The 23016-nt window shown below is 64.1% G+C and carries 28 protein-coding genes; 11 read left to right on the top strand and 17 right to left on the bottom strand.

The genetic code is table 11. The annotated features are described in order from the left end of the window. Positions 1–92 precede the first annotated feature (92 nt). From WDX12_RS21705 to WDX12_RS21685, 5 genes are all read right to left on the bottom strand, one after another. Positions 93–572, bottom strand: a complete 480-nt coding sequence (locus WDX12_RS21705) for a molybdenum cofactor biosynthesis protein MoaE (RefSeq protein ID WP_434721952.1) — start codon at positions 570–572, stop codon at positions 93–95. Between the two features lies 1 nt (position 573). Continuing rightward, positions 574–831, bottom strand: coding sequence for a molybdopterin converting factor subunit 1 (moaD, locus tag WDX12_RS21700; protein ID WP_041001878.1), 258 nt, complete (start codon positions 829–831; stop codon positions 574–576). Between the two features lie 5 nt (positions 832–836). Beyond that, the gene (gene pgsA / locus WDX12_RS21695; protein ID WP_040984724.1) at positions 837–1433 is read right to left on the bottom strand and encodes a CDP-diacylglycerol--glycerol-3-phosphate 3-phosphatidyltransferase; all 597 of its coding nucleotides are present in this window, start codon (positions 1431–1433) and stop codon (positions 837–839) included. 165 nt (positions 1434–1598) lie between these two features. Then, positions 1599–3683 carry an excinuclease ABC subunit UvrC gene (gene uvrC / locus WDX12_RS21690; RefSeq protein WP_434721951.1) on the bottom strand — a complete coding sequence of 695 codons (2085 nt, stop codon included), beginning with the start codon at positions 3681–3683 and terminating at the stop codon, positions 1599–1601. Next, a complete protein-coding gene (locus WDX12_RS21685; protein ID WP_434721950.1) occupies positions 3680–4444 on the bottom strand; it encodes an SDR family oxidoreductase in 765 nt (254 codons plus the stop codon). The genes uvrC and WDX12_RS21685 overlap by 4 nt, the downstream gene beginning before the upstream one ends. A 410-nt stretch (positions 4445–4854) precedes the next feature. On the opposite strand from WDX12_RS21685, the gene WDX12_RS21680 reads away from it, so the two are divergent. Continuing rightward, the gene (locus WDX12_RS21680) at positions 4855–5508 is read left to right on the top strand and encodes an outer membrane protein (protein ID WP_434721949.1); all 654 of its coding nucleotides are present in this window, start codon (positions 4855–4857) and stop codon (positions 5506–5508) included. A 95-nt stretch (positions 5509–5603) separates the two neighbouring features. On the opposite strand, the gene WDX12_RS21675 is transcribed toward WDX12_RS21680, so the two are convergent. The 4 genes from WDX12_RS21675 to WDX12_RS21660 all read right to left on the bottom strand — a co-directional run bounded on the left by WDX12_RS21675 (position 5604) and on the right by WDX12_RS21660 (position 8266). Beyond that, positions 5604–5978 (bottom strand): TfoX/Sxy family protein, encoded by a 375-nt coding sequence (locus WDX12_RS21675; RefSeq protein ID WP_434721948.1) that lies wholly within the window; start codon positions 5976–5978, stop codon positions 5604–5606. 100 nt (positions 5979–6078) lie between these two features. Then, a complete protein-coding gene (locus WDX12_RS21670; protein WP_320296305.1) occupies positions 6079–6675 on the bottom strand; it encodes a glutathione S-transferase in 597 nt (198 codons plus the stop codon). 272 nt (positions 6676–6947) lie between these two features. Next, complete coding sequence (locus WDX12_RS21665) at positions 6948–7334, bottom strand: hypothetical protein (RefSeq protein WP_320296306.1); 387 nt, start codon at positions 7332–7334, stop codon at positions 6948–6950. A gap of 401 nt (positions 7335–7735) precedes the next feature. Further along, the gene (locus WDX12_RS21660) at positions 7736–8266 is read right to left on the bottom strand and encodes a DinB family protein (protein ID WP_434721947.1); all 531 of its coding nucleotides are present in this window, start codon (positions 8264–8266) and stop codon (positions 7736–7738) included. A 104-nt stretch (positions 8267–8370) separates the two neighbouring features. Here WDX12_RS21660 and WDX12_RS21655 point away from each other — a divergent pair, with 104 nt between their 5' ends. The 3 genes from WDX12_RS21655 to WDX12_RS21645 all read left to right on the top strand — a co-directional run bounded on the left by WDX12_RS21655 (position 8371) and on the right by WDX12_RS21645 (position 10789). Next, entirely contained in the window at positions 8371–8961 is a 591-nt protein-coding gene (locus WDX12_RS21655) for a TetR/AcrR family transcriptional regulator (RefSeq protein ID WP_434725687.1), read from the top strand. A 179-nt stretch (positions 8962–9140) separates the two neighbouring features. Beyond that, complete coding sequence (locus WDX12_RS21650; RefSeq protein WP_320296308.1) at positions 9141–9545, top strand: YciI family protein; 405 nt, start codon at positions 9141–9143, stop codon at positions 9543–9545. Then, on the top strand, positions 9542–10789 hold the full coding sequence (locus WDX12_RS21645; RefSeq protein ID WP_434721946.1) for an RNA polymerase sigma factor: 1248 nt from the start codon (positions 9542–9544) through the stop codon (positions 10787–10789). Before WDX12_RS21650 ends, WDX12_RS21645 begins: the two co-directional genes overlap by 4 nt. Before the next feature lie 70 nt (positions 10790–10859). Here the strand turns inward: WDX12_RS21645 and WDX12_RS21640 are convergent, their stop codons facing one another. The 3 genes from WDX12_RS21640 to WDX12_RS21630 form a co-directional block, all read right to left on the bottom strand. Next, the gene (locus WDX12_RS21640) at positions 10860–11312 is read right to left on the bottom strand and encodes a hypothetical protein (RefSeq protein WP_434721945.1); all 453 of its coding nucleotides are present in this window, start codon (positions 11310–11312) and stop codon (positions 10860–10862) included. Positions 11313–11419: 107 nt separating this feature from the next. Further along, positions 11420–11797 (bottom strand): DoxX family protein, encoded by a 378-nt coding sequence (locus tag WDX12_RS21635; RefSeq protein WP_434721944.1) that lies wholly within the window; start codon positions 11795–11797, stop codon positions 11420–11422. Between the two features lie 34 nt (positions 11798–11831). Continuing rightward, positions 11832–12254: a VOC family protein gene (locus tag WDX12_RS21630; RefSeq protein WP_434721943.1), complete on the bottom strand. Its 423-nt coding sequence runs from the start codon at positions 12252–12254 to the stop codon at positions 11832–11834. Between the two features lie 178 nt (positions 12255–12432). Here WDX12_RS21630 and WDX12_RS21625 point away from each other — a divergent pair, with 178 nt between their 5' ends. Continuing rightward, entirely contained in the window at positions 12433–13188 is a 756-nt protein-coding gene (locus WDX12_RS21625; RefSeq protein ID WP_320296313.1) for an AraC family transcriptional regulator, read from the top strand. A gap of 109 nt (positions 13189–13297) precedes the next feature. On the opposite strand, the gene WDX12_RS21620 is transcribed toward WDX12_RS21625, so the two are convergent. The 3 genes from WDX12_RS21620 to WDX12_RS21610 are packed head-to-tail and all read right to left on the bottom strand — an operon-like array spanning position 13298 to position 15491. Then, positions 13298–14146, bottom strand: coding sequence for a 23S rRNA (adenine(2030)-N(6))-methyltransferase RlmJ (locus WDX12_RS21620; protein ID WP_434721942.1), 849 nt, complete (start codon positions 14144–14146; stop codon positions 13298–13300). 58 nt (positions 14147–14204) lie between these two features. Next, a complete protein-coding gene (locus WDX12_RS21615) occupies positions 14205–14831 on the bottom strand; it encodes a hypothetical protein (RefSeq protein ID WP_434721941.1) in 627 nt (208 codons plus the stop codon). Positions 14832–14873: 42 nt separating this feature from the next. Continuing rightward, positions 14874–15491 (bottom strand): TetR/AcrR family transcriptional regulator, encoded by a 618-nt coding sequence (locus tag WDX12_RS21610; RefSeq protein ID WP_434721940.1) that lies wholly within the window; start codon positions 15489–15491, stop codon positions 14874–14876. Between the two features lie 135 nt (positions 15492–15626). On the opposite strand from WDX12_RS21610, the gene WDX12_RS21605 reads away from it, so the two are divergent. The 4 genes from WDX12_RS21605 (at position 15627) to galE (ending at position 19367) form a co-directional block, all read left to right on the top strand. Further along, positions 15627–16100, top strand: coding sequence for a carboxymuconolactone decarboxylase family protein (locus tag WDX12_RS21605; protein WP_434721939.1), 474 nt, complete (start codon positions 15627–15629; stop codon positions 16098–16100). A 240-nt stretch (positions 16101–16340) separates the two neighbouring features. Beyond that, entirely contained in the window at positions 16341–16688 is a 348-nt protein-coding gene (locus WDX12_RS21600) for a hypothetical protein (RefSeq protein WP_434721938.1), read from the top strand. Positions 16689–17184: 496 nt separating this feature from the next. Continuing rightward, positions 17185–18243 (top strand): UDP-glucuronic acid decarboxylase family protein, encoded by a 1059-nt coding sequence (locus tag WDX12_RS21595; protein ID WP_320296319.1) that lies wholly within the window; start codon positions 17185–17187, stop codon positions 18241–18243. Then, positions 18240–19367: a UDP-glucose 4-epimerase GalE gene (gene galE, locus WDX12_RS21590; RefSeq protein WP_434721937.1), complete on the top strand. Its 1128-nt coding sequence runs from the start codon at positions 18240–18242 to the stop codon at positions 19365–19367. Before WDX12_RS21595 ends, galE begins: the two co-directional genes overlap by 4 nt. 257 nt (positions 19368–19624) lie before the next feature. Here the strand turns inward: galE and WDX12_RS21585 are convergent, their stop codons facing one another. Both WDX12_RS21585 and WDX12_RS21580 read right to left on the bottom strand, forming a co-directional pair. Continuing rightward, the gene (locus WDX12_RS21585; protein WP_434721936.1) at positions 19625–20116 is read right to left on the bottom strand and encodes a DUF995 domain-containing protein; all 492 of its coding nucleotides are present in this window, start codon (positions 20114–20116) and stop codon (positions 19625–19627) included. Between the two features lie 328 nt (positions 20117–20444). Beyond that, the gene (locus WDX12_RS21580) at positions 20445–20627 is read right to left on the bottom strand and encodes a hypothetical protein (protein WP_434725777.1); all 183 of its coding nucleotides are present in this window, start codon (positions 20625–20627) and stop codon (positions 20445–20447) included. 268 nt (positions 20628–20895) lie between these two features. Between WDX12_RS21580 and WDX12_RS21575 the strand changes: the two genes are divergently transcribed. Together WDX12_RS21575 and WDX12_RS21570 are read left to right on the top strand one after the other, a co-directional pair. Next, entirely contained in the window at positions 20896–21813 is a 918-nt protein-coding gene (locus tag WDX12_RS21575) for a lysylphosphatidylglycerol synthase domain-containing protein (protein WP_434721935.1), read from the top strand. Between the two features lie 5 nt (positions 21814–21818). After that, positions 21819–22895 carry a glycosyltransferase family 2 protein gene (locus WDX12_RS21570; RefSeq protein ID WP_434721934.1) on the top strand — a complete coding sequence of 359 codons (1077 nt, stop codon included), beginning with the start codon at positions 21819–21821 and terminating at the stop codon, positions 22893–22895. Positions 22896–23016: the final 121 nt, after the last annotated feature.

Here is a 23016-nt window from a genome sequence, read left to right as displayed (position 1 = left end):
GGAAGGATTGCGGTCGTTCGATGGCCGAACGGGAGTTTTTTCTGATGCATGTCGTTGCCCCAGAACCGCTGCACACTTCTGGGCGACATGCATTATTCGCCTTGTTTCTTCCAGCGATCCGCCGCGTGATCGTCGGCTTCCTTGGCGTCGACCCAGCCGCCCTGGGAGCCGTCGGCAAGGTGCTCTTTCTTCCAGAAGGGCGCGCGCGACTTCAGATAATCCATCAGGAAATTCGCCGCCTCGAAGGCCGCCTGCCGATGCGACGAGGCCGCGACCACCAGCACGATGTTTTCGCCCGGCGCTATCTTGCCATGGCGATGGATGACGGTGAGCCCCTGCAGCGGCCAGCGCGAGACCGCCTCGGTGGCGATGCGGCCGATCTCGGCCTCCGCCATGCCGGGATAGTGCTCGAGCTCGAGCGCCGACAGCGCGCCCTGTTCGTCGCGGCAAAGGCCGGAAAACGTGACCACGGCGCCGATATCGGCGCGGCCCTTCGTCAGGCCGGCGATCTCGGCGGCGACGTCGAAATCCTCGCGCTGGATGCGGATGGCGGGCACGACGGCGCCAGCCATCTCAGCCTCCGGTCATTGGCGGAAACAGGGCGATCTCGCGCGCGCCCGCAATCTTCTCGCGGTGGCCGACATGTTCCTGGTTGATGGCGACGCGGATGACGTCGGGGTATTGCAGCGCGTTCTCGTACTCCTCGCCGCGCGACTTGAGCCAGCGCAGCAGATCGGCGACCGTCTCGATGCCGGAAGGCAATTCGACGTCCTCTTCCGGCTTGCCGATGCGCTCGCGCACCCAGGCGAAATAGATGAGCTTCGTGGACATTGTCTTCACTCGTCCATGATGTGCTTGAGGCCGGCGCGGAAATAGTCGTAGCCGGTGTAGAGCGTAACGAGCGCCGCGACCCACAAGAGCACCAGGCCGATCTGGGTGGTCAGCGGAAAGATCTTGTCGCCGGCCGGGCCGACCAGCAGGAAGGCGATGGCGACCATCTGGATCGTGGTCTTCCACTTGGCGAGCTGGGTCACCGGCACCGAGACTTTCAAGGCGGCCAGATATTCGCGCAGGCCCGAAACCAGGATCTCGCGGCACAGGATGATGATTGCCGCCCACAGCGACCAGCCGGCGATGCCGCCATGGCGGTCGGTGTCGGCGGCAAGCAGGAGCAGGCAGGTCGCGACCAGCAATTTGTCAGCGATCGGATCCAGCATCTTGCCGATGTTGGAGGTCTGCTGCCAGGCGCGGGCAAAATAACCGTCGAAGTAATCGGTGATCGAGGCGAGCAGGAAAATGACCAGCGCCGACCAGCGGGCGAAGTCGGACGACTTCAGATGGCCTTCAAGAAAAAAGCACAGCACGACCAGCGGCACCGCGACGATGCGGGCATAGGTAAGGATGTTCGGCAGGTTGAACGCGCGCTGTGCCATGTCGTCTCGGGAAATCTCCTCCGCCAGACGTACTCAAATCAGAAGCCAATGTAGGGGGTCAACAGTCGAGATTCGATTGACCAGGCAAAAATAGCATTTGTATCGGCCCGGGCCTCTGCGGCTCGTGGTCAAAACAAGTCAACCTTGCGTGCTCGCGACCAGCCCTCAGCTCTCGTGGAAGTGATTGTAGACCAGCTTCGCCACATGCTCTGAAATGCCGTCGACCTTGACCAAGTCCTCGACCGCGGCGCGGCTGACCGCCTTGGCGGTGCCGAAGGCGTGAAGCAGCGCGCGCTTGCGGCCGGGGCCGATGCCGGCGATCTCGTCGAGCGGGCTTTTGACCATCTCCTTCTTGCGGCGGGCGCGGTGCGAGCCGATGGCGAAGCGGTGCACCTCGTCGCGCAGGCGCTGGACGAAATAGAGCACCGGATCGCGCACCGGCAGCATGAAAGAGTCCCTGCCCTTGACGAAGAAGCGCTCGCGGCCGGCGTCGCGGTCCGGCCCCTTGGCGATGCCGATGGCCACCACCCGGTCCTCGACGCCGAGGTCAGCCAGGATCTGGCGCACTGCCGTCATCTGGCCCTGGCCGCCGTCGATCAGGATGACGTCGGGCCAGGCCGGGAAGCCGCCATTGCCAGCGATCAGATCCTCCTCGCCGGCTTCATCCTCGACGGTCGAGCCGGGCTGGACGTCGCCATGCTCCTTGAGCAGTCGCGAAAAGCGCCGCTGCATCACTTCGCGCATCATGCCGAAATCGTCACCCGGCGTGATCTCCGTCGAGCGGATGTTGAATTTCCGGTACTGGTTCTTCACGAAACCTTCCGGCCCAGCGACGACCATCGCGCCGACCGCGTTTGTGCCCATGATGTGCGAGTTGTCGTAGACCTCGATGCGCACCGGCGGCTTTTGCAAGCCGAAGGTCTCGGCGAAGCCCGAGAGCAGCCGTGCCTGGGTCGAGGTCTCGGCCAACCTGCGGCCGAGCGCCTCGCGCGCGTTCTGCAGGGCGTGATCGGTCAGATCCTTCTTCTCGCCGCGCTGCGGTACCGAGATCGTTATCTTGCGGCCGGCATGGGTCGAGAGCGCCTCGGCGAGCAGTTCCTGTTCCTGCGCCGTGTGAGAGAGCAGCAGCGTGCGCGCCGGCAGCTTGTCGTCATAGAATTGCGCCAGGAACGAACCCAACACCTCCGCCGGCTCCAGCGCCGGATCGGCCTTGGGAAAATAGGCGCGGTTGCCCCAGTTCTGGCCGGTGCGGAAGAAGAACACCTGGATGCAGGTCTGACCGCCTTCCTGGTGGATGGCGAAGACGTCGGCCTCCTCGACCGTCTGTGGGTTGATGCCTTGATGCGCCTGCACATGCGACAGCGCCGCAAGCCGGTCGCGGTAGATGGCGGCGCGCTCGAAATCGAGCTCTTCCGAGGCCTGCTGCATGGCGGCCGAGATTTCGGTCTTCACCTTCTGGCTGCGGCCGGAGAGGAAATCCTTGGCTTCCGCGACCAGTTCGGCATAGCCCTCATGCGAGATCTCGCCGGTGCAGGGACCGGCGCAGCGCTTGATCTGGTAGAGCAGGCACGGCCGCGTGCGGTTCTCGTAGAAGGAGTTGGTGCAGCTTCGAAGCAGGAAGGCGCGCTGCAGCGAATTGATGGTGCGACCCACCGCACCGGCGGAGGCGAAGGGGCCGAAATAGTCGCCCTTGCGCGATCGCGCGCCGCGATGCTTGTAGATGCCGGGCGAGACATGGTCGCCGGTCAAAAGGATGTAGGGGAAGGACTTGTCATCCCGCATCAGCACGTTGAAACGGGGCCTGAGCCGCTTGATGAGGTTGGCCTCGAGCAGCAGCGCCTCGATCTCGGTGCGGGTGACGACGAATTCCATCGTCGCCGTCTCGCGCACCATGCGGCCGATCCGGGCTGTGTGGAACCTCCCTTGAGCGTAATTGGTGACGCGCTTCTTCAGGCTGCGCGCCTTGCCGACATAGAGCACGTCGCCGGCGGCATTCATCATGCGGTAGACGCCGGGCTGGTTGGGCAGCCGCTTGACGAAGGTCTGGATCACCTCGGCGCCGACCATGCCGTCGGCATCGCCGGCATGCGGCGTCCAGTCTATCGCGGTGAAGGCGACATCGGGGCCGGTCGGCAAAGCTTCGGGCTCGACGATCTCCTCCGCCGCCTCGTCCTCGATATCGGGGTCGAGATCGGGCGGCAGATCGTCGGCGGCGCCGTTGCGTCCATGTCTTTGAGCTGCGGGACTCATTCCACCATGCCTGTCACATCGGGCGTCTGCCACGCAAGATGCTGGCCGCCGTCGAGCGCGATCATCTGGCCGGTCACCGAGCGCGCCTGCCAGAGATAGCGGATGGTGGCGCCGAATTCGGACAATTGCGGGCCGCGCTTCAGGATCAGGCCCTCGACTTGGCTTTCGAAATCATCGTCGTCCTGACGCTTGTTCTTCAATGTCGGGCCTGGGCCTATGGCGTTGACGCGGATGCGCGGCCCGAGCGCCTGCGCCAGCATCTCGGTCTGCGTCCACAGCGCCGATTTGGACAGCGCATAGGAGAAATAGCGCGGCGTTGGCCGCCAGACGCGCTGGTCGATGATGTTGACGATCAGCCCTTCCTGCCCTTCCGGCAGGGCGCGGGCAAAATTCTGCGCCAGAAGCGCCGGCGCCTTCACATGGATGGCGAAATGGCGGTCCCAGGCCTGCCAGTCGAAATCCTCGACACGATCGTCGACGAACAGGGAAGCGTTGTTGACCAACAGCGTGACAGGTCCGAGCGCGGCCTCTGATCTGCCGACAAGATCGCTGACGGCATCCATGTCGGTAAGGTCGGCGGCGACCACGGCGGCGCGGCCGCCCTCGCCCACGATCTTCGCCGCCAGCGCCTCAGCCTCGTTACCGGAGCGGTTGGCATGGATGGCGACGGCGAAGCCATTGTTGGCCAGATCCTCGACGATCGCCTTGCCGATCCGTCTTGCTCCACCCGTCACCAGCGCGACGGCCGTGGCTTGTCTCATCTTGTCAATCCTCAATCGGCTTCACGATTCCGGGAAGCCGGCACAATATGACGGGCCAAGCGTTAAATGCCATTTCCACCTGGGGCAGGAATGTGGCGAAGCGGCCCGGACGCGCGTCCGCCCCGCCGGATTCGGGGCATCGTTCTTGGCAATATATGTCGCCGGACCCCTTGAACCAAGCGGTGTGCAGCGCAACATATTTAGCCTGCTGACATTCGCTGTTGCGAAGATGCAACGTCAACTTTCGGCCTCATTCACGCCGGGGAATGACCCAAGTTCAGGTTCGCTTCAGCCGCATTTCAGCACGACATTTGGAACCGTTGAACGCCAAGCCCGTTTATCCCCCCGGACGGGCCGGGGCGTTTCATGAACAAACAAGCCTAAGTGTCTTGTGGCTTAAGGAGTATAACATGAAGACCAATCTTAAATTCGCGCCGCTTGCCGCTGCGCTCGGGCTGTTCGCCTTCGCCGGTACCGCTTTCGCGGCCGACGTCGTTTCCGAAGAGCCGCCGGCTCCCGCCCCGGTTGCCGAGCTTCCGGTCGCTTCCTGGGCCGGCCCCTATGTCGGTCTGAGTGCCGGCTATGGCTTCGGCGGCCATGCCAAGCTGAAGGACCAGGGCACCAATATCGGCACCAAGGGCTTCGTCGGCGGCGTGTTCGGCGGCTATCAGTGGCAGCAGGAGAACTTTGTGTACGGTGCTGAAGCCGACCTCGGCTACAATGGCACCAAGGGTTCTTCCAACGGCTTCAGCGCCAAGTCGGGCCTTGAAGGTTCGCTGCGCGCCCGCCTCGGCTACGCCGTGACCCCCGAGATCCTGCTCTACGGCACGGGCGGTCTCGCCGCCAAGAACCAGAAGGTCACCGATGACGCTCTCGGTACCAGCGACAGCAAGGGCATGTTCGGCTGGACGGCCGGCGCCGGCACCGACATCAAGATCACGGACAACGTGTTCGGCCGCGTCGAGTACCGCTACACCGATTACGGCAGCAAGAACTTCGACAACGTCGGCAAGGTCAAGTCTTCGGACAACCGCGTCACGTTCGGCGTCGGTATGAAGTTCTAAGTCGTAGAAGCCACGACACGGAAAAGCCGGGCCTTGCGCCCGGCTTTTTTTGTGTCCGCGAAAAACAGAAGGGCTGCGAACTTCTCAGTCGGTCCTCATTTCGACCGCTTCGGCTGTTTCACCTTCGCCTTCGCCGGCAGCGTCTCGACGAAAGCCAGCGCGCGCTCGAGCCAGGAGACGAGATCGGCGTCGGTTGCCGCCCCTTCGGGCGCGACGCGGATGTAGCCTTCCATCGAGCGCCCGCCCATCTCCATCGGGCTTGCATGAGGATGTGCCGCGGCGGCCGCATGCGCGCCTTTGCCGACGCGCACCAGAAGCCCACGCTTCGAGGTGCCGATCAGCATGTTGCCATCGATCATGAAACAGGTGCCGCCGAACATCTTCTGCTCGGTGAAGGCGCGCCGGCCGAGGGCAGCGCGCAGGCGTGCGACCATCGGGTCCGGCGCGACGCTGATTGAGGGCTTTGCCATGCTCACCACTCCGAAGCGGGTGATGTCAGGCAAGCATGGAAGCGGACGGGGTTCAAGGTGGCGCGATCCTCACCTTCTCCTTGTGGAGAAGGGAGATGCTTCACCCCGGCACGCTGCCTTTCAATTCCGGAAACTTCTCGTCGAAGCGTGCAGCCCAGCGCACGAGCCGGCTGCGGCCCTTCTCCCACTGGCCGGAAAAGCGCAACGCGAGATAGCCCAGAGTGGCGCGCAGCGCCATGTGGCCGGCGGTGATCTTCTTCGGCAATTTCGGCGGGTTGGCGTTGATGAGGTCGAGCGCGGTGGCGATCTTGGTCCACTGGCGGTCGAGCCAGGGCTGGTAGACAAAAGCCTCGGGTCGCGTGCGGCGCTCATAGACCATCGACAACGCGCAGTCGCAGATGCCGTCGGCCAGCGCCTCGAGAACCTCCGCCTCGAGCCGCTTGTCGGGATTGCGCGGGAAGAGCGCGTTCTTCGACAGCCGGTTGAGATGCTGGGTGATGGCGCGGCTGTCATGGATCGCGCGGCCGTCCTCCAGCACCAGCACCGGGATCTTGCCGAGCGGATTGGCCGAGATCAGTTCGGCGGGCTTGTCCTCCGTCTTGACCGGCACGAGGTCGACGGCGATGCCGGCATACAGCGCCGCCATGCGGACCTTCGAACTGTAGGGGGACGTGGAAGCGTAGAGCAGTTTCGGCATGATCGGGTTCCCAGTTGTTTACGGCACTGTTGACCGATCAGGGTCCGAAGGGCAACGGCCAGCCGGCCAATCCGGATTGGCCGATGCGTCTTGCCGGCGCGGGCACCTGAAAAGAAAAAGCTCCCTGAAGTTTTTGCCTGGCGGCAAAATTTCCGAGAGCTTTAGGAGGAGCGTGCGCTCCGACTTCGCTCGCTCTGACACCGAATTGGCGAGAGGGGTGCTCGGGTGGCACCCGCCCTCACCTGTTGCGCCAGCCAAGCGAAGCTACGCGATTACTTCTTGGCGGCCGGCTTCTTCGCCGGAGCGGCCTTCTTCACAGCGGCCGGCGCCTTGGCGGCGGCAGCCTTCATCGGAGCCTTGGCGGCGGGCTTGGCCGCGGCCTTGGCTGCCGGCTTCTTGGCGGCAGGCTTAGCCGCCGGCTTTGCCGCTGCCTTGACGGCAGGCTTCGCCGCGGCCTTCGCGGCCGGCTTAGCCGCAGCCTTGGCGGCCGGCTTCGCTGCTGCCTTGGCCGCCGGCTTCGCCGCTGCCTTGGCCGGAGCCTTGGCGGCTGCCTTCGGTGCCGCTGCCTTCTTCACTGCTGCAGGTTTCGCGGCAGCCTTAGCTGCCGGCTTCTTTGCCGGCGCTTTCGCCGCCGGCGCCTTGGTTGTCGTCTTTGCCATGCGATGCCCCTTGCGTTTTGCCTATGGTCGTGAGTGACCCGGCGTGTCTATGCATATCTGACTCGCGACTGTCTAGCCAGCGAAGCAACACAATGATTTTCAGTTATTGAATTTTGGTTACGGGAAACGCATCCCGTTGAAAAATTGTGAGCGAATCTATCACTTTCGAAGTGACGGCCCGCCACACAGATTTTCGTGTTGCTTCTATCGCCCGATCATCCATGGGCTCACAGCATAACCTTATATCGGAATGTGAGCGCAATGCTCACAATAAAGAATGACCGGCCGAACGTTCGCTTCATCTTGTCCAGCGAAAACATCTACAGATGAACCGGGCAGGCGAACGGGCGAAAGCTTGCGGCGCGCAAAGTGAGCTTTAAGCTCATATTCAGGCGCCGTGATTAAACGTCCGCCAGCCGGCGTCCGCGCTGCTGGCGGCGCGCCGGCTCGGCGCGATGCAAATGGACGGCGTAGGTGTCCCAGGGCGGCGAGACCGCGATCCCGGCCAGCATGCGGCCGATCTCGCCGCGATGGTAGCCGCCGTGCAGGACGACATGGGTCAGCATCTCCTGCCTCGTCATGCAGCCCTGGTCGCCATCGGTGAAGGTGAAGGCGACCGGTTCGGCAAGCTCTTGCTCCGCAACCGTTTCGAGATAGTCGAGATACCAGCCATCGACCTCGGCCAAGGCGGTGCGCAACGCGCCCGGTTCGGGCGTGTCCGGCGTGTTGTCGCTCGCATAGCCATGGGCAACGCCCTTCAAGTGCGCGGCAAAGATCCGCGACACGACATGGATGTGGTTCATAAGACGGATCGCAGCGTGGCGTTCCCCGGCATCGCTCGACGGATCCAGTCCGGCAAGCTTCTCCGCGAGCTCATCATTCGCCCGGGCCTGATAGGCAAGCATGCCCTTCAGCAAGGTCTTGGCACTCATCTTCGCGACCCCATTTGCGTTGGTGAAATGAATGTGAGTATCCTGTTTATATTCTCGGGAGACGGGCCAGCATGTCTACTCGCATTGCAAAGCCGGCCGCACGCATGCGCAAGCAGCCGCGCCAGGCGCGTTCGATCGCCACCGTCGAGGCGATCATCGAAGCCGGTGCTCACGTCCTGAGCGAGCTCGGCTGGGCGGGCTTTTCCACGAACAAGGTAGCGGAGGCCGCAGGCGTCAGCATCGGCTCGCTCTATCAATATTTTCCCGACAAGCTCGCTCTGGTCGAAGCAATACGGCGCCGGCACTTCGATCATGTGCTGTCGGTGATTCGCGAAGCGGCGGCCGACGAGAAGCCGCTCAGGCAATTCGCGCGCGAGCTGGTGCGCGGCATGATCGGCGCGCACTCGATCCATCCGACGCTGCACCAGGTGTTGCTCGACGAGGCGCCCGGCGACCGTGGCTCACGCGCCGCTCATGCCTCGTTCCAGACGCGCTATCTCGAACATTATGCGGCGGCCGTCGCGCAGTATCGCAAGCGCCGCAAGGATACCGAGACGATGGCGCGCGTGCTCTCCTCGGCGATCGAGGGCGTGATCCACAACGCGGCGCGCCGCAACATGCTCGACGCGCCGGAATTGCAGAAGCAGCTCGTCGAGCTGATCGAGGTTTATCTGTCAGGTAGCCGGGCTACCTGACCCATCGGGCGGCAAGCCAGCCTGAGTGAGCGCAAGCAGAAGAGGCCGGCGCCAACCTGCGCGCCACCGTGCGTCTTCGACCGACCACCGGCGCCGCAAATAATTTGCGCACCGCCTGTCGATTCCGCCGTGCCTCGTTCGTCGTATCATCGCAACCAACCGAACCGAAGGAATTCGAGATGCGTTTCATGATGCTGATGATCCCCGGCGGCTACGCCACCGCGGCTCCCGACGTCAGGCCCGAAGCCGAGGCCGTGGCGACGATGATGAAATACAATGAAGAACTGAAGCGGGCCGGCGTTTTGCTCGCTCTTGACGGACTGCATCCGCCGTCCTCGGGCGCACGGGTTTCCTTCAAGGGCGGCAAGCCGACTGTCACCGACGGCCCGTTCGCCGAGGTCAAGGAAGTGCTCGGCGGCTATTGGATGATCGACGTGCGCTCGCCCGAGGAAGCCGTCGAATGGGCGCGCCGCTGCCCCGCCGGCGAGAACGACGTCATCGAGGTCCGGCGCGTTTTCGAGATGAACGATTTTCCCGAGGACGTCCAGAAGGTCGTCGACGGGTTCGATGAGCTCAAGGATTGACCACGGCTGCGACGATCGAGGCGGTCTGGCGGATCGAGCAGCCGAAGCTCGCCGCCAGGCTCACCCGCATGCTGCGCGATGTTGGGCTGGCCGAGGAGGTGGTGCAGGATGCCTTCGTTCAGGCGCTGGAGCGCTGGCCCCGCGACGGCATACCGAACAACCCGGCCGCCTGGCTGACCAGGGTCGGTACCAACCGGGCGCTCGACCGGCTGCGCCGCACCGTGCTGATCGACGGCAAGCATCGCCAGCTGGCCGTCGATCTCACCGAGCTGGAGCGCGCGATGCCCGACGTCGAGGCTGCGCTCAACGAGGATATCGACGACGATCTGTTGCGGCTGATCTTCACGTCTTGCCATCCAGCGCTGCCGGCCGAGCAGCGCGCGGCACTTGCGCTGCGGATGCTGGGCGGGCTGTCGACGGCGGAGATCGCACGCGCCTTCCTGGTACCTGAGGCCACCGTCGCCCAACGCATCGTGCGCGCCAAGCGGACATTGCGCGACGCCGGCATCACCTTCGAGCCGCCCCGCGGGCAGGAGCGGCGCGAGCGCCTGGGCGCCGTGCTGGAGGTGATCTATCTGATCTTCAACGAAGGCTATGTCGCATCCTGCGGACCGTACTGGCTGCGCGCCGATCTCAGCAACGAGGCACTGCGCCTCGGCCGCTTGCTGGTGGCGCTGATGCCGGAGCAACCGGAGGCGATCGGACTGCTGTCGCTGATGGAGCTCGGCGCCTCGCGCTTCGGCGCCCGCTCCGATGGAGCGGGCAACCCGATCCTGCTGCTCGACCAGGACCGCGGCCGCTGGGACTGGTCGCTGATCCGGCGCGGTCTCGAGGGGCTGAAACGCGCGATGGCGCTCACGCCGACGCCCGGCCCCTATCAGTTGCAGGCGATGATCGCCGCCTGCCATGCCCGCGCGGTGATCGCGGCCGACACCGATTGGATCGCCATCGCCGCCTATTACCAGGCGCTCGCGCTGGCGGCCCCCTCGCCCATCGTCGAGGTCAACCGGGCGGTCGCCGCCGGCATGGCGTTCGGGCCGGCGCAAGGACTGGCGATCGCCGATGCGCTGCGGGACGAACCGCGCCTGAAGGATACGCATCTGTTGCCCACGGTGCGCGGCGACCTTCTGGCCAAGCTCGGACGGATGGAGGAAGCCCGCGCCGAATTCCGCCGCGCCGCCGCGCTGACCGGCAATGAGCGGGAGCGCGAGCTGCTGCTGGCGCGGGCTGGAGCGATCGGCTGAGGCCAGCACAATTATCCGATCTCCCCCCTTGCGGGGGAGATCGGCAGCTTCAGCGGTAGCGCCTCTCCCCTTATCGCAGTACGCGGCAGCGGCCGTTGTAGACCATCCAGCGGTCGAAACCCGAGACGCAGAATTCGACATTGTCGCCGATCGAGGCAAAGCCCTGGCCTTCCTCGATCAGGTAGAAGATCGAGCGGTCGCGGCCGTCCGACAGGTTGACGGTGGCGCGGCAATAGTGGCGGCCGATCGGCCATTCGTCGCTCGCCGGCTCGTAGCGATGCTGGCGGATGTTGCGGAAATCGGTGATCGCGACGTCAGGCAGATGCGGCACGTGATGCACCTGGTAGGAGAAGCGGTCGGTGATCTTGCTCAGCACCCAGCTTTCGCCGCAGACGCTGCCATCATCGCCGCTGTAGGTCGACAGATCGGCGGCCTCAGCCGCCTGGGTGAAGCCCAGCGGCGCGGCAAAGGGAGTGGACAGCGCAACCAGCGCGGCAAGAGCGGAATGGGCGAAGCGAGTCATGACAGCCTCTCAGGATCGATTGCACGCACTGTGCGGATTCGCTCGGCGGCGGTCAAGCGGGTGGCAAAACAATGGTTTCCGCAAAACTTCGTTCCGAAAGTCGCCGGCTAATTGGGTTGCATTGAGATGGTGCCGGCAAGCAGCAGCCCGCCGATGACGGCGATGTTGATCAGGAACGCATTGCGCAGCGCCTGGCGCTCGGGCTCCCCGCTGGCCCAGAAACGCAGCAGGATGAGGTTCGTCGCCAGCGTGAAGATGATCAGCGCCCCGGCGGCGAAGGGCCGGGCCATGCCAACAGCAAGCAGGAAGCCCGCAAGGACCTCGACTGCCGAACCGGCGGCCAGCGTCAAGGCCGGAGCCGGAAATTTCTGCGAGGCCAGGTAGTCGCGCATCGCCCCGAATTTCAGGAAATGCTCGGTGCCGGCAAAGACGAACACGCCGCCGATGAGCAGAGCGCCGAACGCTTGAACGGTTTGAACAGGCATGGCGGCCTCCTTTCGACGACGTGCGTCGCTCCATTCAGTCCTCTGGGACGAAGGCCGGGTTGTAGACGACCTCCCACAGATGGTCGTCGGGATCCTGGAAGTAGCCGGCATAGCCGCCCCAGAAGGTTTTCTGCGCCGGCTTGACCACGCGCGCGCCGGCCTTGACGGCCTCGGCCATCACCGTGTCGACCTCGGCCTCGCTGCCGACATTGTGGCCGATGGTCAATTCGGTCGGGCTGCGGCCGCTCTGCGGTACCGTGGCATCCCAGGCGATGTTGGCGCGCTCGTAGATGGCGAATTTCAGGCCGCCGGCGAGATCGAAGAAGGCGACGGCGCCATGCTCGAATTCGCGGCCGATGATGCCTTCGGTCGGCAGACCGAGGCCGTCGCGATAGAATTTGAGCGAGGCCTCCAGATCATCGACGCCGAGCGTCAATACAGTGATGCGAGCTTTCATTTCTCTCACTCCTTTCTATATTCGAAACCAACGTCCGAAATCGGACCTGGTTGGCAAACGCGCCGATGGGCGCCATCAGGTTGCGTCTGTTTTGCCATGGATGACATGGCCGGCCTTGAAGATTTCGGCCAAATGACCCGCACCGACCCGGCATCCGCCGGAGCAGATCGGAGAAGAGATGCAACCGGTCCTGGCGCAGACAACCGGTTTCTTCCGGGAACGGCCCGCCGGCAAAGGCCTGGCCGATGCCTTCTCGGCGATCTGGGTCCACCGCATGGACGAGCGCGCCGTTCCGCCCATCGTCATCACGCCTGACGCGACGATCGACCTGCAATGGATCGACGGCCGCTTCCGCGTGGCCGGACCGGACAAGGAGCCGCAGATCGAGACGCCGCCGGCCGGCGCGGTGATCGTCGGCTTCCGCTTCCGGCCAGGCGCGGCCGCCGGCTGGCTCGGCGTGCCGGCCAGCGAAATCGTCGGCGGGCGGCTGGACCTCCAGGAATTATGGGGCACGCGTGCCCGCGAACTGTCGGATCGCATCAAGGCTGCGACCGATCTGCCGGCCATGCTGCGGCAGTTGGAAGAGACGGTCGGCATGCGCACCGAAGGCGGCAATGCGCTCGACCCGCAGATGGATCGGGCCTTTGGTGTCCTCGACGAGGGCCTGTCGCCGGAAACGCCCCTGGTTCCATTCCTGCAGCGCCAGTTGCATATGAGCGAACGGACGCTGCGACGCCGCTTCGAGGGCGCCTTCGGCTATGGGCCGAAGACGCTCGACCGCATCCTGCGCTTCCACCGCTTCCGGCGCCTGCAGCGGCAGCAGGGCGAGGCCTCGACCGCGCTGCTCGCCATCGAGGCCGGCTATGCCGACCAGGCGCATCTGATCCGCGAAAGCCGGCGGCTGACCGGTGTGACGCCGACGGCGCTGGCTTAGAGCGTTTCACGGAATCGCCGAACCGCTCTAAGTCTTTGTTTTTACGCAATTCCGGACGGAAAACCGCTACGCACTTTTCCTGGAATTGCTCTAAGCGGCGCGGTCGACCCTACTCGCCCGCCAGCCACTCGAGCGACCAGCGCGACGGTTGCCGGACGGCGAGCACCTTGTGGAGGGCGGGCAACAGGAGCTTCAATTCGCCTTCCAGCGTGTAGGGCGGATTGACCACCACCATCCCGCTGCCATCGAGACTGGGCTCGTCCGAGGCAGGCCGGATCTCGAAGGCGATGTCGAGCAGCTTCGGGATGCCGGTATCCTTCAGCGCCGCGCGGAAAGCGGTCACCGCCCTGCGATCCTTGATCGGGTACCAGAGCGCATAGATGCCGCCCGGCCAGCGCCGATGCGCCTTCTGCAGGCCCTCGACGAGGCGGGAGAACTCGCCCTCCTCCTCGAAGGGTGGATCGATGAGGACGAGGCCGCGCTTTTCCTTCGGCGGCAGCTGCGCGCCGAGCGCCAGCCAGCCGTCAAGCTCGATCACCCTTGCCTGGAAATCGCCGGCGAAAACCGATTTCAGGCGAGATGCATCCGCGGGGTGCAATTCGATCGCGGTCAGCCGGTCGTGGTTGCGCAGGAGATGGCGCACGATCAGCGGCGAGCCTGGATAATGCTTGAGGCCGCCGCCGGGATTTTGCGCGCGCACCGCCTCCAGATAGGGCTGGAGCAGCACCGCCGCTTTTGGCTCGAGCGTCGTCTCGGCCAGCCGGCCGATGCCGCCCTGCCACTCGCCCGTCTTGCCGGCCTCCACCGAGGCAAGATCGTAGCGGCCGATGCCGGCATGGGTGTCGATGACGCGGAACGCCTTGTCCTTCTGCTTGAGATATTCGACGAGGCGCGCGAGCACGGCATGCTTGACGACATCGGCGAAATTGCCGGCGTGGTAAGCGTGGCGATAGTTCATGCGCGCCGACCTCTAAGGAGCATGATGTCGACCGAAAACCGCTTCACACTTTTCGGCATCATGCTCGTGGCGAACCGTTGCGGCCCCAGCGCGGCGGCGGCTGCGAATTGGGATTTTGCGGACGGCCGCCGCCGCGGCGCCCGAAGAGCAGCGACAGCACCAGCCCGGCAAGGCCGACACCCATCAGCGTATAGCCTGCCGGCTGCGCGCGTTCGTCGACAGAGCCGGTGCCGGCGCGCAGGATGAGATCGACCGCGCGCATGTCGATGCCGTCGGCATCGCCGGGGCCGACGGTGAAGACGTAAGGACCGGGCGTGACCCTATCGATGACGCCGGCCTCGTCGCGAAAGATCTTGTCGGGCAGTTGCGGGCTGGCCTGGCGCGGATTGTCGGTGTGATTGAAGGAGAGCGCCGATGCCAGCGCGGTGCGGCCGCCGCTCGCCGCGGTCAGCGTCAGCACCGTGCGCTGCTGGCCCGCGACGCGCTCGGCCCGCGCGGTCAAGTCGACCAGCACCCGCACCGGAGCGTCGCTTGCGGCGAGTTGCACGGTGGCGGGCCGGAAGCGGCCGCCCTCATAGACGCGGTATATGCCGATCGCATGGCCGGAAAAATTGCTCATCGCCCAGGGATAGAAGATGCCGATGGCGGCACCGGCGATGAGGAGAAGGACTGAGAGGAAGCGCATTCAAACCCTTGGCTGTTTTCTTTCGGCTGGCGGCTGCCGCCCTTACGAGTGGTTTTTGTCTCGGGCAGCTTCGCGAACCCGCTCCATCTCGTCCAGAAACATTTCCAGGCCAAGCTCGAAAGTCTTGTCGAAGCCGCCGGTGCCGAAATAGGCGCCGGCCTTCACGACGCTCGGATAGTCGCGCGCCAACTGCTCGGCGCTGACGGTGGTGACCGCCGAAGGCCCCTTGGCGTAGCCGGCCGTCTCGTCGAGGATCGCGCCCATCAGATAATAGCCGGCGGCGCGGAACAGGCGGGCGCTTAGCTCTGGGCCGAAGCCGCCATCCTCGAACAGGCCGATGATGGCGTTGAGCTTGGCGAGGCAGGGCGGCGAATTCATGCGGTAGACGACGATGAACGGCGCGAAGGCCGGATGCTCGGTGGCGACACGGCGGAACTCCTGCATGCCGACGCGGGCCCGCTCGCGCCAGGGCAGGCTGTCGTCGGGAATGACGAGCCCGCTCATCTGCCGGTCGACCAGCGCCTCGTAGAGATGCGCCTGCGAGGGGAAGTGGTGGTAGATGCTCATCGCCTCGCAGCCGAGCCTGGCGGCGAGCTTGCGCATCGAAAAGCCGGAAAGCCCTTCCCGCTCGATCACCTCGAAGGCGGCGTCCTCGATCATCTCGCGGGACAGCTTTCCGCGGGGCCGCTTTTTTTTGCTCGATGCATCCATGGCTGCGCTTGACAACTTACACTGTAAGGTTCATCTTCCACATACCTTACATCGTAAGGCTAACAAAAACCAGAGGAGAACATCATGTCAGTCATTCGCATCGTCTCAACCGTGCATTCCTGCCTTCGTTCCGCCTCGCTCATCGCCGCCGCGGGCGTGTTTGCCACAGTGTTCGCTTCCGCGCCTGCCCGGGCCGATGATTACGACACCGCCCTCAAGGATATCCAGTCGACGATGGGCGGCGTGCCGAGCTTCGTGAAACAATTCCCGAAAGCCGGTCTGCCCGGCGCCTGGGCCGAGGTCAAGGCCATCGAGTTCAGCGACAAGACAGCGCTGACGCCAAAGGAAAAGTCGCTGATCTCGCTGGCGGTCGCGGCGCAGATCCCGTGCAGCTACTGCATCTGGTCCGACACCGAGAACGCCAAGCACGCCGGCGCCACCGACCAGGAGATCCAGGAGGCCGTCGCCATGTCGGCGCTGACGCGCCACTGGAGCACCATCTTCAACGGCATGCAGGTCGATTTCGACCAGTTCAAGAAAGAGATGGGCGGGCAGTAAGGGCTCAGACGCCAGACACCGGAGATGACGAAATGGCCCGTGGCCACGCGGGCCATTTTTTCTGGCCGCGGCCAGCCCCGTGTCCGCTCTTCAAGCGTCCCACCCTCTTGCGGCAACAGAAATCCGTGGAAGAGCTCAAAACAGCTATCGCTAAATTAACCAGCTTTGCCATAATGAGTTGGGTGGGTGGCTGATCAATGATTCGAACATAAGCGCCACTTGCTGAGGGGATACTACTTCATGCCCATGGCTTATCGCGGCTTAAGCCGGCCCTACCCCAACAAGAATTTTCGCATGCCGACCAAGGCCCTGCCCCGTCTTTTTGTTTTGGGTACGTTGGTGGCAACTTCCGGTTGCCAATACTTCAACTTCGGCCAGTCGACTTCATTCAACGTATCGCAAAGCGGCAACGCCGCCTTGATCGACTTGAAACCAACCCGACCCACCCTGACAAAGAACCTGTCTCGCCCCGTGGTAAGGGTCAACCCTTATCTTGGGAACGCTGCTTTTATCTGCGGCCCGAGCGGCTTTGGACAGCAATCGCATTGCTTCGCCAGAAGTGCCGGGGCGCCTGCCGAGAACATCTAGACACGACGAGACAATTTCGACCACGCGTCTTAGTGGTGTTGCTTCGAGGCTCGGAGCATGAGGCCGACGGCCTCTCCCGACATGCTTGCGCAATTCGATGGAACGCGGCTCCGGTCACAAGGCGGCCTGGAAGCAGCTTTTCATCGCTAACGAACCAGGTGAACACCCTTCACGGTTAACCACTCGCTAAGCTGTGAGGTTAACGAAACGCTAATTTAGTTGACTACCCTCGACACAGGTATATCTTTGTATGTGTTGGGTGTGCAATTTGGGCGAGCAGTCTGCGGTGGTGGCAACCGACTCGTGGATCGCGACTTAGGGGCGCAAGGGACGCTTAGCGGCGGAGACAAGCCGTAGAGCAACAAGCCCCGCAAAACTCAGAAACTTACGACGCACATCAGTGCAGGCGGTTCCGCATATGCGGAGGAATCGCCTTTGTGACCTGGTCGGGCAAGGCCCGTCCCGGAGCGGTAGCGTGTGTGCGTACGAGGTTGCCATGAATAAGGTCATCAAAGTTCTGAAACCAGTCCGGTCGGGTCGAAAGAGTATCGATCGTGGCCGGGCCCTGGTCGCCGGCGGAGCGGGGTTCCTGGGTTCTCATTTGTGCGAGCGGCTGCTTTCGGACGGCTATGAAGTCATCGCCCTGGACAATTTCCACACCGGCAAAAGATACAATCTAGCCGGCATCGCGCGAGACGCCTCTTTCACCTGCGTCAGCCACGACGTTGTCGATACCTTGCCGATGGATATCGCCGTCGACGAGATCTACAACCTTGCCTGTCCAGCTTCGCCGCCCCACTATCAGGCCGATCCCATCCACACGTTCAAAACCAGCGTGCTAGGGGCGATCAACCTTCTGGAACTCGCCCGGCGCCACAACGCCAAGATATTCCAGGCTTCGACCTCCGAGGTCTATGGCGATCCGCTGGTGCATCCGCAGCCCGAAGGCTATTTCGGCAACGTCAACACCCATGGCCCGCGCGCCTGCTACGACGAAGGCAAGCGCTCGGCCGAAACGCTGTTCTTCGATTATTCGCGAACCTACGGCCTCGATATCCGGGTCGCGCGCATTTTCAACACCTACGGGCCGCGCATGCAGCCCGATGACGGACGCGTGGTGTCCAACTTCATCGTCCAGGCGCTGCGCGGAGACGATATCACCGTCTATGGCAACGGCACGCAGACGCGCTCCTTCTGCTATGTCGACGACCTCATCGAAGGGTTCGTGCGGCTGATGCGGTCGCCGGCGGCGCCGAAACATCCGGTCAACCTCGGAAACCCCGGCGAATTCACCGTCATGGAACTGGCCGAACTCGTCCTCGACTACACCAATTCCCGCTCGCGGATCGTGCACAGGCCGTTGCCGGTCGACGATCCCCGGCAGCGCAGGCCCGATATCACCTTTGCCGAGCAACAGCTCGGCTGGCAGCCAAAGATCGCGCTGAGCGAGGGGCTGGCTTACACCGCCGGCTATTTCGAAGCCCTGCTGGGCCGCCAGCAGCCCGGGACCTCCCGCGGAGGCCATTTGTCCTCCGGCGAGGCTTTGGCGCTATGAGTGGCCGCCCAATCCTGGTGACGGGCGGCGCAGGCTTCATCGGCAGCCATACCTGCAAGCAACTGGCCGCGGCCGGTTATCTGCCCGTGGTCTACGACAATCTCAGCCGCGGCAACGAGAAGGCGGTGGCCTGGGGCCCACTGGTGGTCGGCGATATCCGCGACCGCGACGCGCTCGAGCGAGCCATCGCCATCCACCGGCCGCAGGCGGTCATCCATTTCGCCGCGCTTGCCTATGTCGGCGAGTCGGTCAGCGATCCCGCGGATTATTATTCGGTCAATGTCGCCGGCACGATCGCCGTGCTCGAGGCCATGCGGGCGAACGGCATCGGCAACATCATCTTCTCCTCCAGCTGCGCGACCTATGGCATGCCCGAGACGCTGCCCGTGCGCGAGACCTCGTCGCAGAACCCGATCAGCCCTTACGGCCGTAGCAAGCTGATGGGCGAACAGATCATCAGGGACCATGCCTCGGCTTACGGCACGAAATACGCAATCCTGCGTTACTTCAACGCCTGCGGCGCCGACCCCGACGGCGAGCTTGGCGAATGGCACACGCCGGAAACCCACCTCATCCCCAGGGTATTGATGGCGGCGTCCGGCATGATCGAGGCGATCGAGGTCTTCGGCACCGACTACGAGACCGCGGACGGCACCTGCGTGCGCGACTACGTCCATGTCAGCGACCTCGCCCGGGCGCATCTCAAGGCCCTGCAGCATCTCGAGGCCGGCGGCAAAAGCCTTGCGGCCAACCTCGGCACCGGCCGCGGGGTCTCGATCAGGCAGATCATGGAGGCGGTCGAGCGGATCGCATCGCGGCCGGTCCCGGTCATGTACAAGGCGCGCCGTCCTGGCGATCCGGCAGGGCTTTTCGCCGACCCCAGCCTTGCCCGCGAGCAGCTGGGCTTTGTGGCACAACTTTCCGACATCGACACCATCGTCAGGACGGCCGCCCCCTTCTTCGGGCTCGGCCCGGCCTTGCTCAATTCCGGCGCTTCGGCCGCCCTACCGCGCGCATTGCGCGCGCCGCGTGGCGCGAACGTCAATCAGAAACGCCGGCCCGCAAGGCCGGCGGTCGGCCCTGTGAGTAATGTGTCGGGGCGTGGGCTCGCTGAGTTCGGCTAAGGCCGGCTCAGCGAGCCACCATTTTTGGAGGTGCCGGGGCTCACCCTGCGCCTTCCTCGACGCCTAGAAGGTTTCACCGTTTCACGGAAACGGCGAAACGCTCTATCTCTTTGTTTTTACGCAATTCCGAACGGAAAACCGATCACACTTTTCCTGGAATTGCTCTAAAGCGCGTCACGCTGAACCGGATTCAGGCGACGCGCTTTAAGTCTTTGTTTTGATGCATGTCGTTGCCCCAGACCGCTGGGCGGCATGCATTAGCTCTTGGTGTCGATGAGCTTGCGGGTCTCATCGAACTGCGCGCCCTTGGTGTTGCCCGCCTCGAACTTCCGGTGTTCGTCGGCGGGATCGTCCTTGGCGTGCTTGAAACCGTACCAGGCGCCGTCCGGGTCCTTGCGCTGCTCGATATTGCCGTTCTCGACACGGTGACTGTAGCAGGTGCGCCGCGGCTTGGTCTTGTATGTCTTGGATCTCCAGGCAAGCTCCATGCACATCTTGCCGGTGTCGGTCACCAGCCAGCGGCCCTCGGCGACCGCGGATGAGTCCTGTCCAGCCGTCCATGCCTGGAGGTGTCGATCCATCCCGAAATAGGCCGCGCCATTTTCCCAGTTCCAAGTGCGATCGGCGTAGAGCAGTTGCAACTCGAAGGCCGTCGGAGCGATGTCCGGCTTGGCGGCCACCTCGACAGGCGCATTGCTCTTGGTCGCTTCGGCGGTGCTGAACAAGGCAAGATGGCCGCAGACGGCCATGAGCAAAACCGTCCAAACGCGCCTGATAGGCTTGCCGCCTCTGCCCGGCGCGACCGAACCCGGTTTGGATGGCAAAGTGGTCCTGGCTGTCGTCCCGATGATTGCTCGCATATCCATAGCCCCCTCTCGACCCTGACAAGGCCAGGTCGAGGAATCACGATCTGGAAGAGTTTCTTCGGGCTTTCCGCGATCCGTCACGATGCCCGGGCCTGTCGGCCCGATGGCGGCGCGGTCAGCGCCCTTGAACTTATTAACAGCGGCGCGCGTTGCGATGTCAACTCATTCCAAGTCTAAGTGGTCGCCGCAAACCGTTAGCTGACCACGGATATTACAATCTTGTGTTGTTGTGACGCTGTTTGGCGATGTGTTGCGTCAAAACAACTTCGACCAGAGGGGCGGCCTTAGATGACAGGTGACGCCCGCTGTTCGGCATGGTGACGGTGTTTTCGCTGCACAGGCTGACCGCGCTCTGCTGGGACGAGGTCGTGCGCATGCGGCCGCGCTCGCCCATGCGCTGATGCCTGGGGCGATGATCGACAGGTCGTTGCTGCCTGATCCATCGATGCTGGCGTAAAACATCATGACGGGATGATCGACCACCTCGGCAAGACTGCGACCAAGCTTGTGGATTCGGATACGATGCTGGTCTATAGGATCACGCGCCCCGTGACGGCGCGCCGCTCAAGGCGCGCCGGCGAAGCAATCCGCGATAAAGGCGTGAATTGTCGAGCCACCGGACAAGCCGCACCAACGCGGCGGTGGCCCCATCGGAGAATTGGTTGAAGCGAGCGATATCGATAGTCGTCACTCTGGCGCTGCTGGCGTGGCTTGCCAGTGACCAACGCTGGAAGATGGTCGGCGATGCCTTCGCCAGCATCACGCCCGGCGCTTTCGCGGCGGTCGCGGCGGCGCTGTTCGTCACCTATGTGCTCAGGGCGCTGCGCGTTTGCGACGAGTTCCGCGACGACGTGAACGGCCGCTTCGGCGCCGTGCTTCGCGTCATCCTGATCCACAATGCGATGATCAACGTCGTGCCGTTCCGCGGCGGCGAGACGGCCTTCCCGATCCTCTTGCGCCAGGTGTTCGGGGTATCGATCATGCGCGCCAGCGCCTCGCTCCTATGGTTCAGGCTGCAGGACGCTTTCGTCGTCGGCGTGCTGGCCTGCCTGGTCTGGCCCGGCCTGCATCCGGCGCTCAGGGCCGCCGGCATCGCGGCGCTGATCGCCGTCGCCTGGTATCTGCCGCGCTGGGCACGCGCGCCGCATAACTGGACGGCCGGCGGCAGGATCGTCTCGAAGTTCGGCAAATTGCGCGACATCTTCACCGAAGCGACGGGACGCTCGCGCTATGGCTGGTGGTGGACGATCGCCAACTGGGCGCTGAAGCTCGGCGTGCAGGGCTGGCTGCTCGCCATGCTGCTTAACACCTCGTTCCAGACCGCCTTTCCCGGTGCTGTCGGTGCGGAGGCGGCCGCCATCCTGCCGATACAGGGCGTCGCCGGCTTCGGCACCTATGAGGCGGGCGCGGCGGCGGCACTGCTTTATTCCGGCATCGCCATGAAGGACGGCCTGCAGGCGGCGCTGGCGCTGCATCTCTTCATCCTCTGCTCGGCGGTCGCAACCGGTGCGATCGCCTGGCTGTTTCCCTCGAAATCGACGCTGCCGGAAACCCCGACGGCGGGACCGGCAAGGAAATGACCGCCATGAACGTGCTTCCCATTCCGGCTTCCGGATTGCCCGAGGGCGCCGTCATGCCCGAACACAAGCTCTCCATCGTCATCCCGATGTACAACGAGGCCGACAATGTCGAGCCGCTGTTGGTGCGGATCCATCAGGCGATGGAAAACTACAGCCAGCCCTGGGAAGTGGTGCTGGTCGACGACGGCAGCACCGACGCCACTCCCGCCGAGATCCGGCGGCTGGCGGCCCAATATGGGCCGCATGTGCATGGCGTGGAGCTGGTGCGCAACTACAAGCAGACCGCCGCCATGCAGGCCGGCCTCGACGTCGCGCGCGGCGATGTCATCGCGACGCTCGACGGCGACCTGCAGAACGATCCGTTCGACATTCCCCGCATGGTCTATCGCCTGCTGACCGAGGATCTCGACCTGGTCGCCGGCTGGCGCAAGGACCGCAAGGAAGGGTTCTGGATGCGGCGCCTGCCCTCGCGCATCGCCAACAGGCTGATCGCGCGCGTCACCGGCGTTAAGCTCAAGGACTATGGCTGCAGCCTGAAAGTGTTCCGCGGCAGCGTCATCCGCAGCGTGCGGCTCTATGGCGAGATGCACCGCTTCATCCCGGCGTGGCTCGCGACGGTGACGACGCCGCGCCGCATCTCCGAAGAAGTGGTGACGCATCACGCCCGCATCCACGGCCAGTCGAAATACGGCATCTCGCGCACCTTCCGCGTGGTGCTGGACCTCGTCTTCATGTTCTTCTTCCTGCGCTACCGCACGAGGCCCGGACATTTCTTCGGCGGCATCGGCATCGTGCTCGGCGTGCTTGGCTCGCTGATCCTTGCCTATCTGTTTGCGATCAAGGTTTTCTGGGGACAGGATATCGGCACCAGGCCGATGCTGATCACCGGCTTCTTCCTGGTGATCGCCGGGCTGCAGGCGGTGACGTCGGGCGTGCTCGCCGAAATGCTGTCGCGCGTCTATCTCGAGGCCAATGGCGCGCTCGCCTATGTGGCGCGGCCACAGCCCTCGCATGGCGAAGGCGACGGTTGGCATTGGCCGAGCAAGCCGGTGGCCGTCAAGGCGACGCCGCGCCGGAAATGATTTCCCACCGCTCGTCCGCCGGCACCGCAACGCGCGGGCGACCGGAGGGCAAGAGGTGGCACGCTGACGGCGAACCGTCCCCGTGCCCCACGATCACGTCGTGACACCGGGGCTGCGAAAC

The organism is Mesorhizobium sp. RIZ17 (assembly GCF_051127865.1).
In the GTDB taxonomy this organism is placed as follows: Bacteria; Pseudomonadota; Alphaproteobacteria; order Rhizobiales; family Rhizobiaceae; genus Mesorhizobium; species Mesorhizobium humile.
The sequence above is the reverse complement of the archived record's forward strand: the minus strand, read 5'-3'. Positions and strand labels throughout refer to the sequence as shown.

Excerpts from the sequence above, each read along its gene's own strand:
- WDX12_RS21600 (WP_434721938.1), top strand. The coding sequence starts at position 16,341 with ATGCCCATGGCTTATCGCGGCTTAAGCCGGCCCTACCCCAACAAGAAT.
- WDX12_RS21570 (WP_434721934.1), top strand. The coding sequence starts at position 21,819 with ATGAACGTGCTTCCCATTCCGGCTTCCGGATTGCCCGAGGGCGCCGTC.
- WDX12_RS21665 (WP_320296306.1), bottom strand. The coding sequence starts at position 7,334 with ATGGCAAAGACGACAACCAAGGCGCCGGCGGCGAAAGCGCCGGCAAAG.
- WDX12_RS21675 (WP_434721948.1), bottom strand. The coding sequence starts at position 5,978 with ATGGCAAAGCCCTCAATCAGCGTCGCGCCGGACCCGATGGTCGCACGC.
- WDX12_RS21625 (WP_320296313.1), top strand. The coding sequence starts at position 12,433 with ATGCAACCGGTCCTGGCGCAGACAACCGGTTTCTTCCGGGAACGGCCC.
- uvrC (WP_434721951.1), bottom strand. The coding sequence starts at position 3,683 with ATGAGTCCCGCAGCTCAAAGACATGGACGCAACGGCGCCGCCGACGAT.
- WDX12_RS21630 (WP_434721943.1), bottom strand. The coding sequence starts at position 12,254 with ATGAAAGCTCGCATCACTGTATTGACGCTCGGCGTCGATGATCTGGAG.
- WDX12_RS21635 (WP_434721944.1), bottom strand. The coding sequence starts at position 11,797 with ATGCCTGTTCAAACCGTTCAAGCGTTCGGCGCTCTGCTCATCGGCGGC.
- WDX12_RS21655 (WP_434725687.1), top strand. The coding sequence starts at position 8,371 with ATGCGCAAGCAGCCGCGCCAGGCGCGTTCGATCGCCACCGTCGAGGCG.
- WDX12_RS21610 (WP_434721940.1), bottom strand. The coding sequence starts at position 15,491 with ATGATCGAGGACGCCGCCTTCGAGGTGATCGAGCGGGAAGGGCTTTCC.
- WDX12_RS21685 (WP_434721950.1), bottom strand. The coding sequence starts at position 4,444 with ATGAGACAAGCCACGGCCGTCGCGCTGGTGACGGGTGGAGCAAGACGG.
- WDX12_RS21680 (WP_434721949.1), top strand. The coding sequence starts at position 4,855 with ATGAAGACCAATCTTAAATTCGCGCCGCTTGCCGCTGCGCTCGGGCTG.
- galE (WP_434721937.1), top strand. The coding sequence starts at position 18,240 with ATGAGTGGCCGCCCAATCCTGGTGACGGGCGGCGCAGGCTTCATCGGC.
- WDX12_RS21660 (WP_434721947.1), bottom strand. The coding sequence starts at position 8,266 with ATGAGTGCCAAGACCTTGCTGAAGGGCATGCTTGCCTATCAGGCCCGG.
- WDX12_RS21585 (WP_434721936.1), bottom strand. The coding sequence starts at position 20,116 with ATGGCCGTCTGCGGCCATCTTGCCTTGTTCAGCACCGCCGAAGCGACC.
- WDX12_RS21580 (WP_434725777.1), bottom strand. The coding sequence starts at position 20,627 with ATGGGCGAGCGCGGCCGCATGCGCACGACCTCGTCCCAGCAGAGCGCG.
- WDX12_RS21595 (WP_320296319.1), top strand. The coding sequence starts at position 17,185 with ATGAATAAGGTCATCAAAGTTCTGAAACCAGTCCGGTCGGGTCGAAAG.
- pgsA (WP_040984724.1), bottom strand. The coding sequence starts at position 1,433 with ATGGCACAGCGCGCGTTCAACCTGCCGAACATCCTTACCTATGCCCGC.
- WDX12_RS21605 (WP_434721939.1), top strand. The coding sequence starts at position 15,627 with ATGTCAGTCATTCGCATCGTCTCAACCGTGCATTCCTGCCTTCGTTCC.
- WDX12_RS21650 (WP_320296308.1), top strand. The coding sequence starts at position 9,141 with ATGCGTTTCATGATGCTGATGATCCCCGGCGGCTACGCCACCGCGGCT.
- WDX12_RS21615 (WP_434721941.1), bottom strand. The coding sequence starts at position 14,831 with ATGCGCTTCCTCTCAGTCCTTCTCCTCATCGCCGGTGCCGCCATCGGC.
- WDX12_RS21640 (WP_434721945.1), bottom strand. The coding sequence starts at position 11,312 with ATGACTCGCTTCGCCCATTCCGCTCTTGCCGCGCTGGTTGCGCTGTCC.
- WDX12_RS21670 (WP_320296305.1), bottom strand. The coding sequence starts at position 6,675 with ATGCCGAAACTGCTCTACGCTTCCACGTCCCCCTACAGTTCGAAGGTC.
- WDX12_RS21705 (WP_434721952.1), bottom strand. The coding sequence starts at position 572 with ATGGCTGGCGCCGTCGTGCCCGCCATCCGCATCCAGCGCGAGGATTTC.
- moaD (WP_041001878.1), bottom strand. The coding sequence starts at position 831 with ATGTCCACGAAGCTCATCTATTTCGCCTGGGTGCGCGAGCGCATCGGC.
- WDX12_RS21620 (WP_434721942.1), bottom strand. The coding sequence starts at position 14,146 with ATGAACTATCGCCACGCTTACCACGCCGGCAATTTCGCCGATGTCGTC.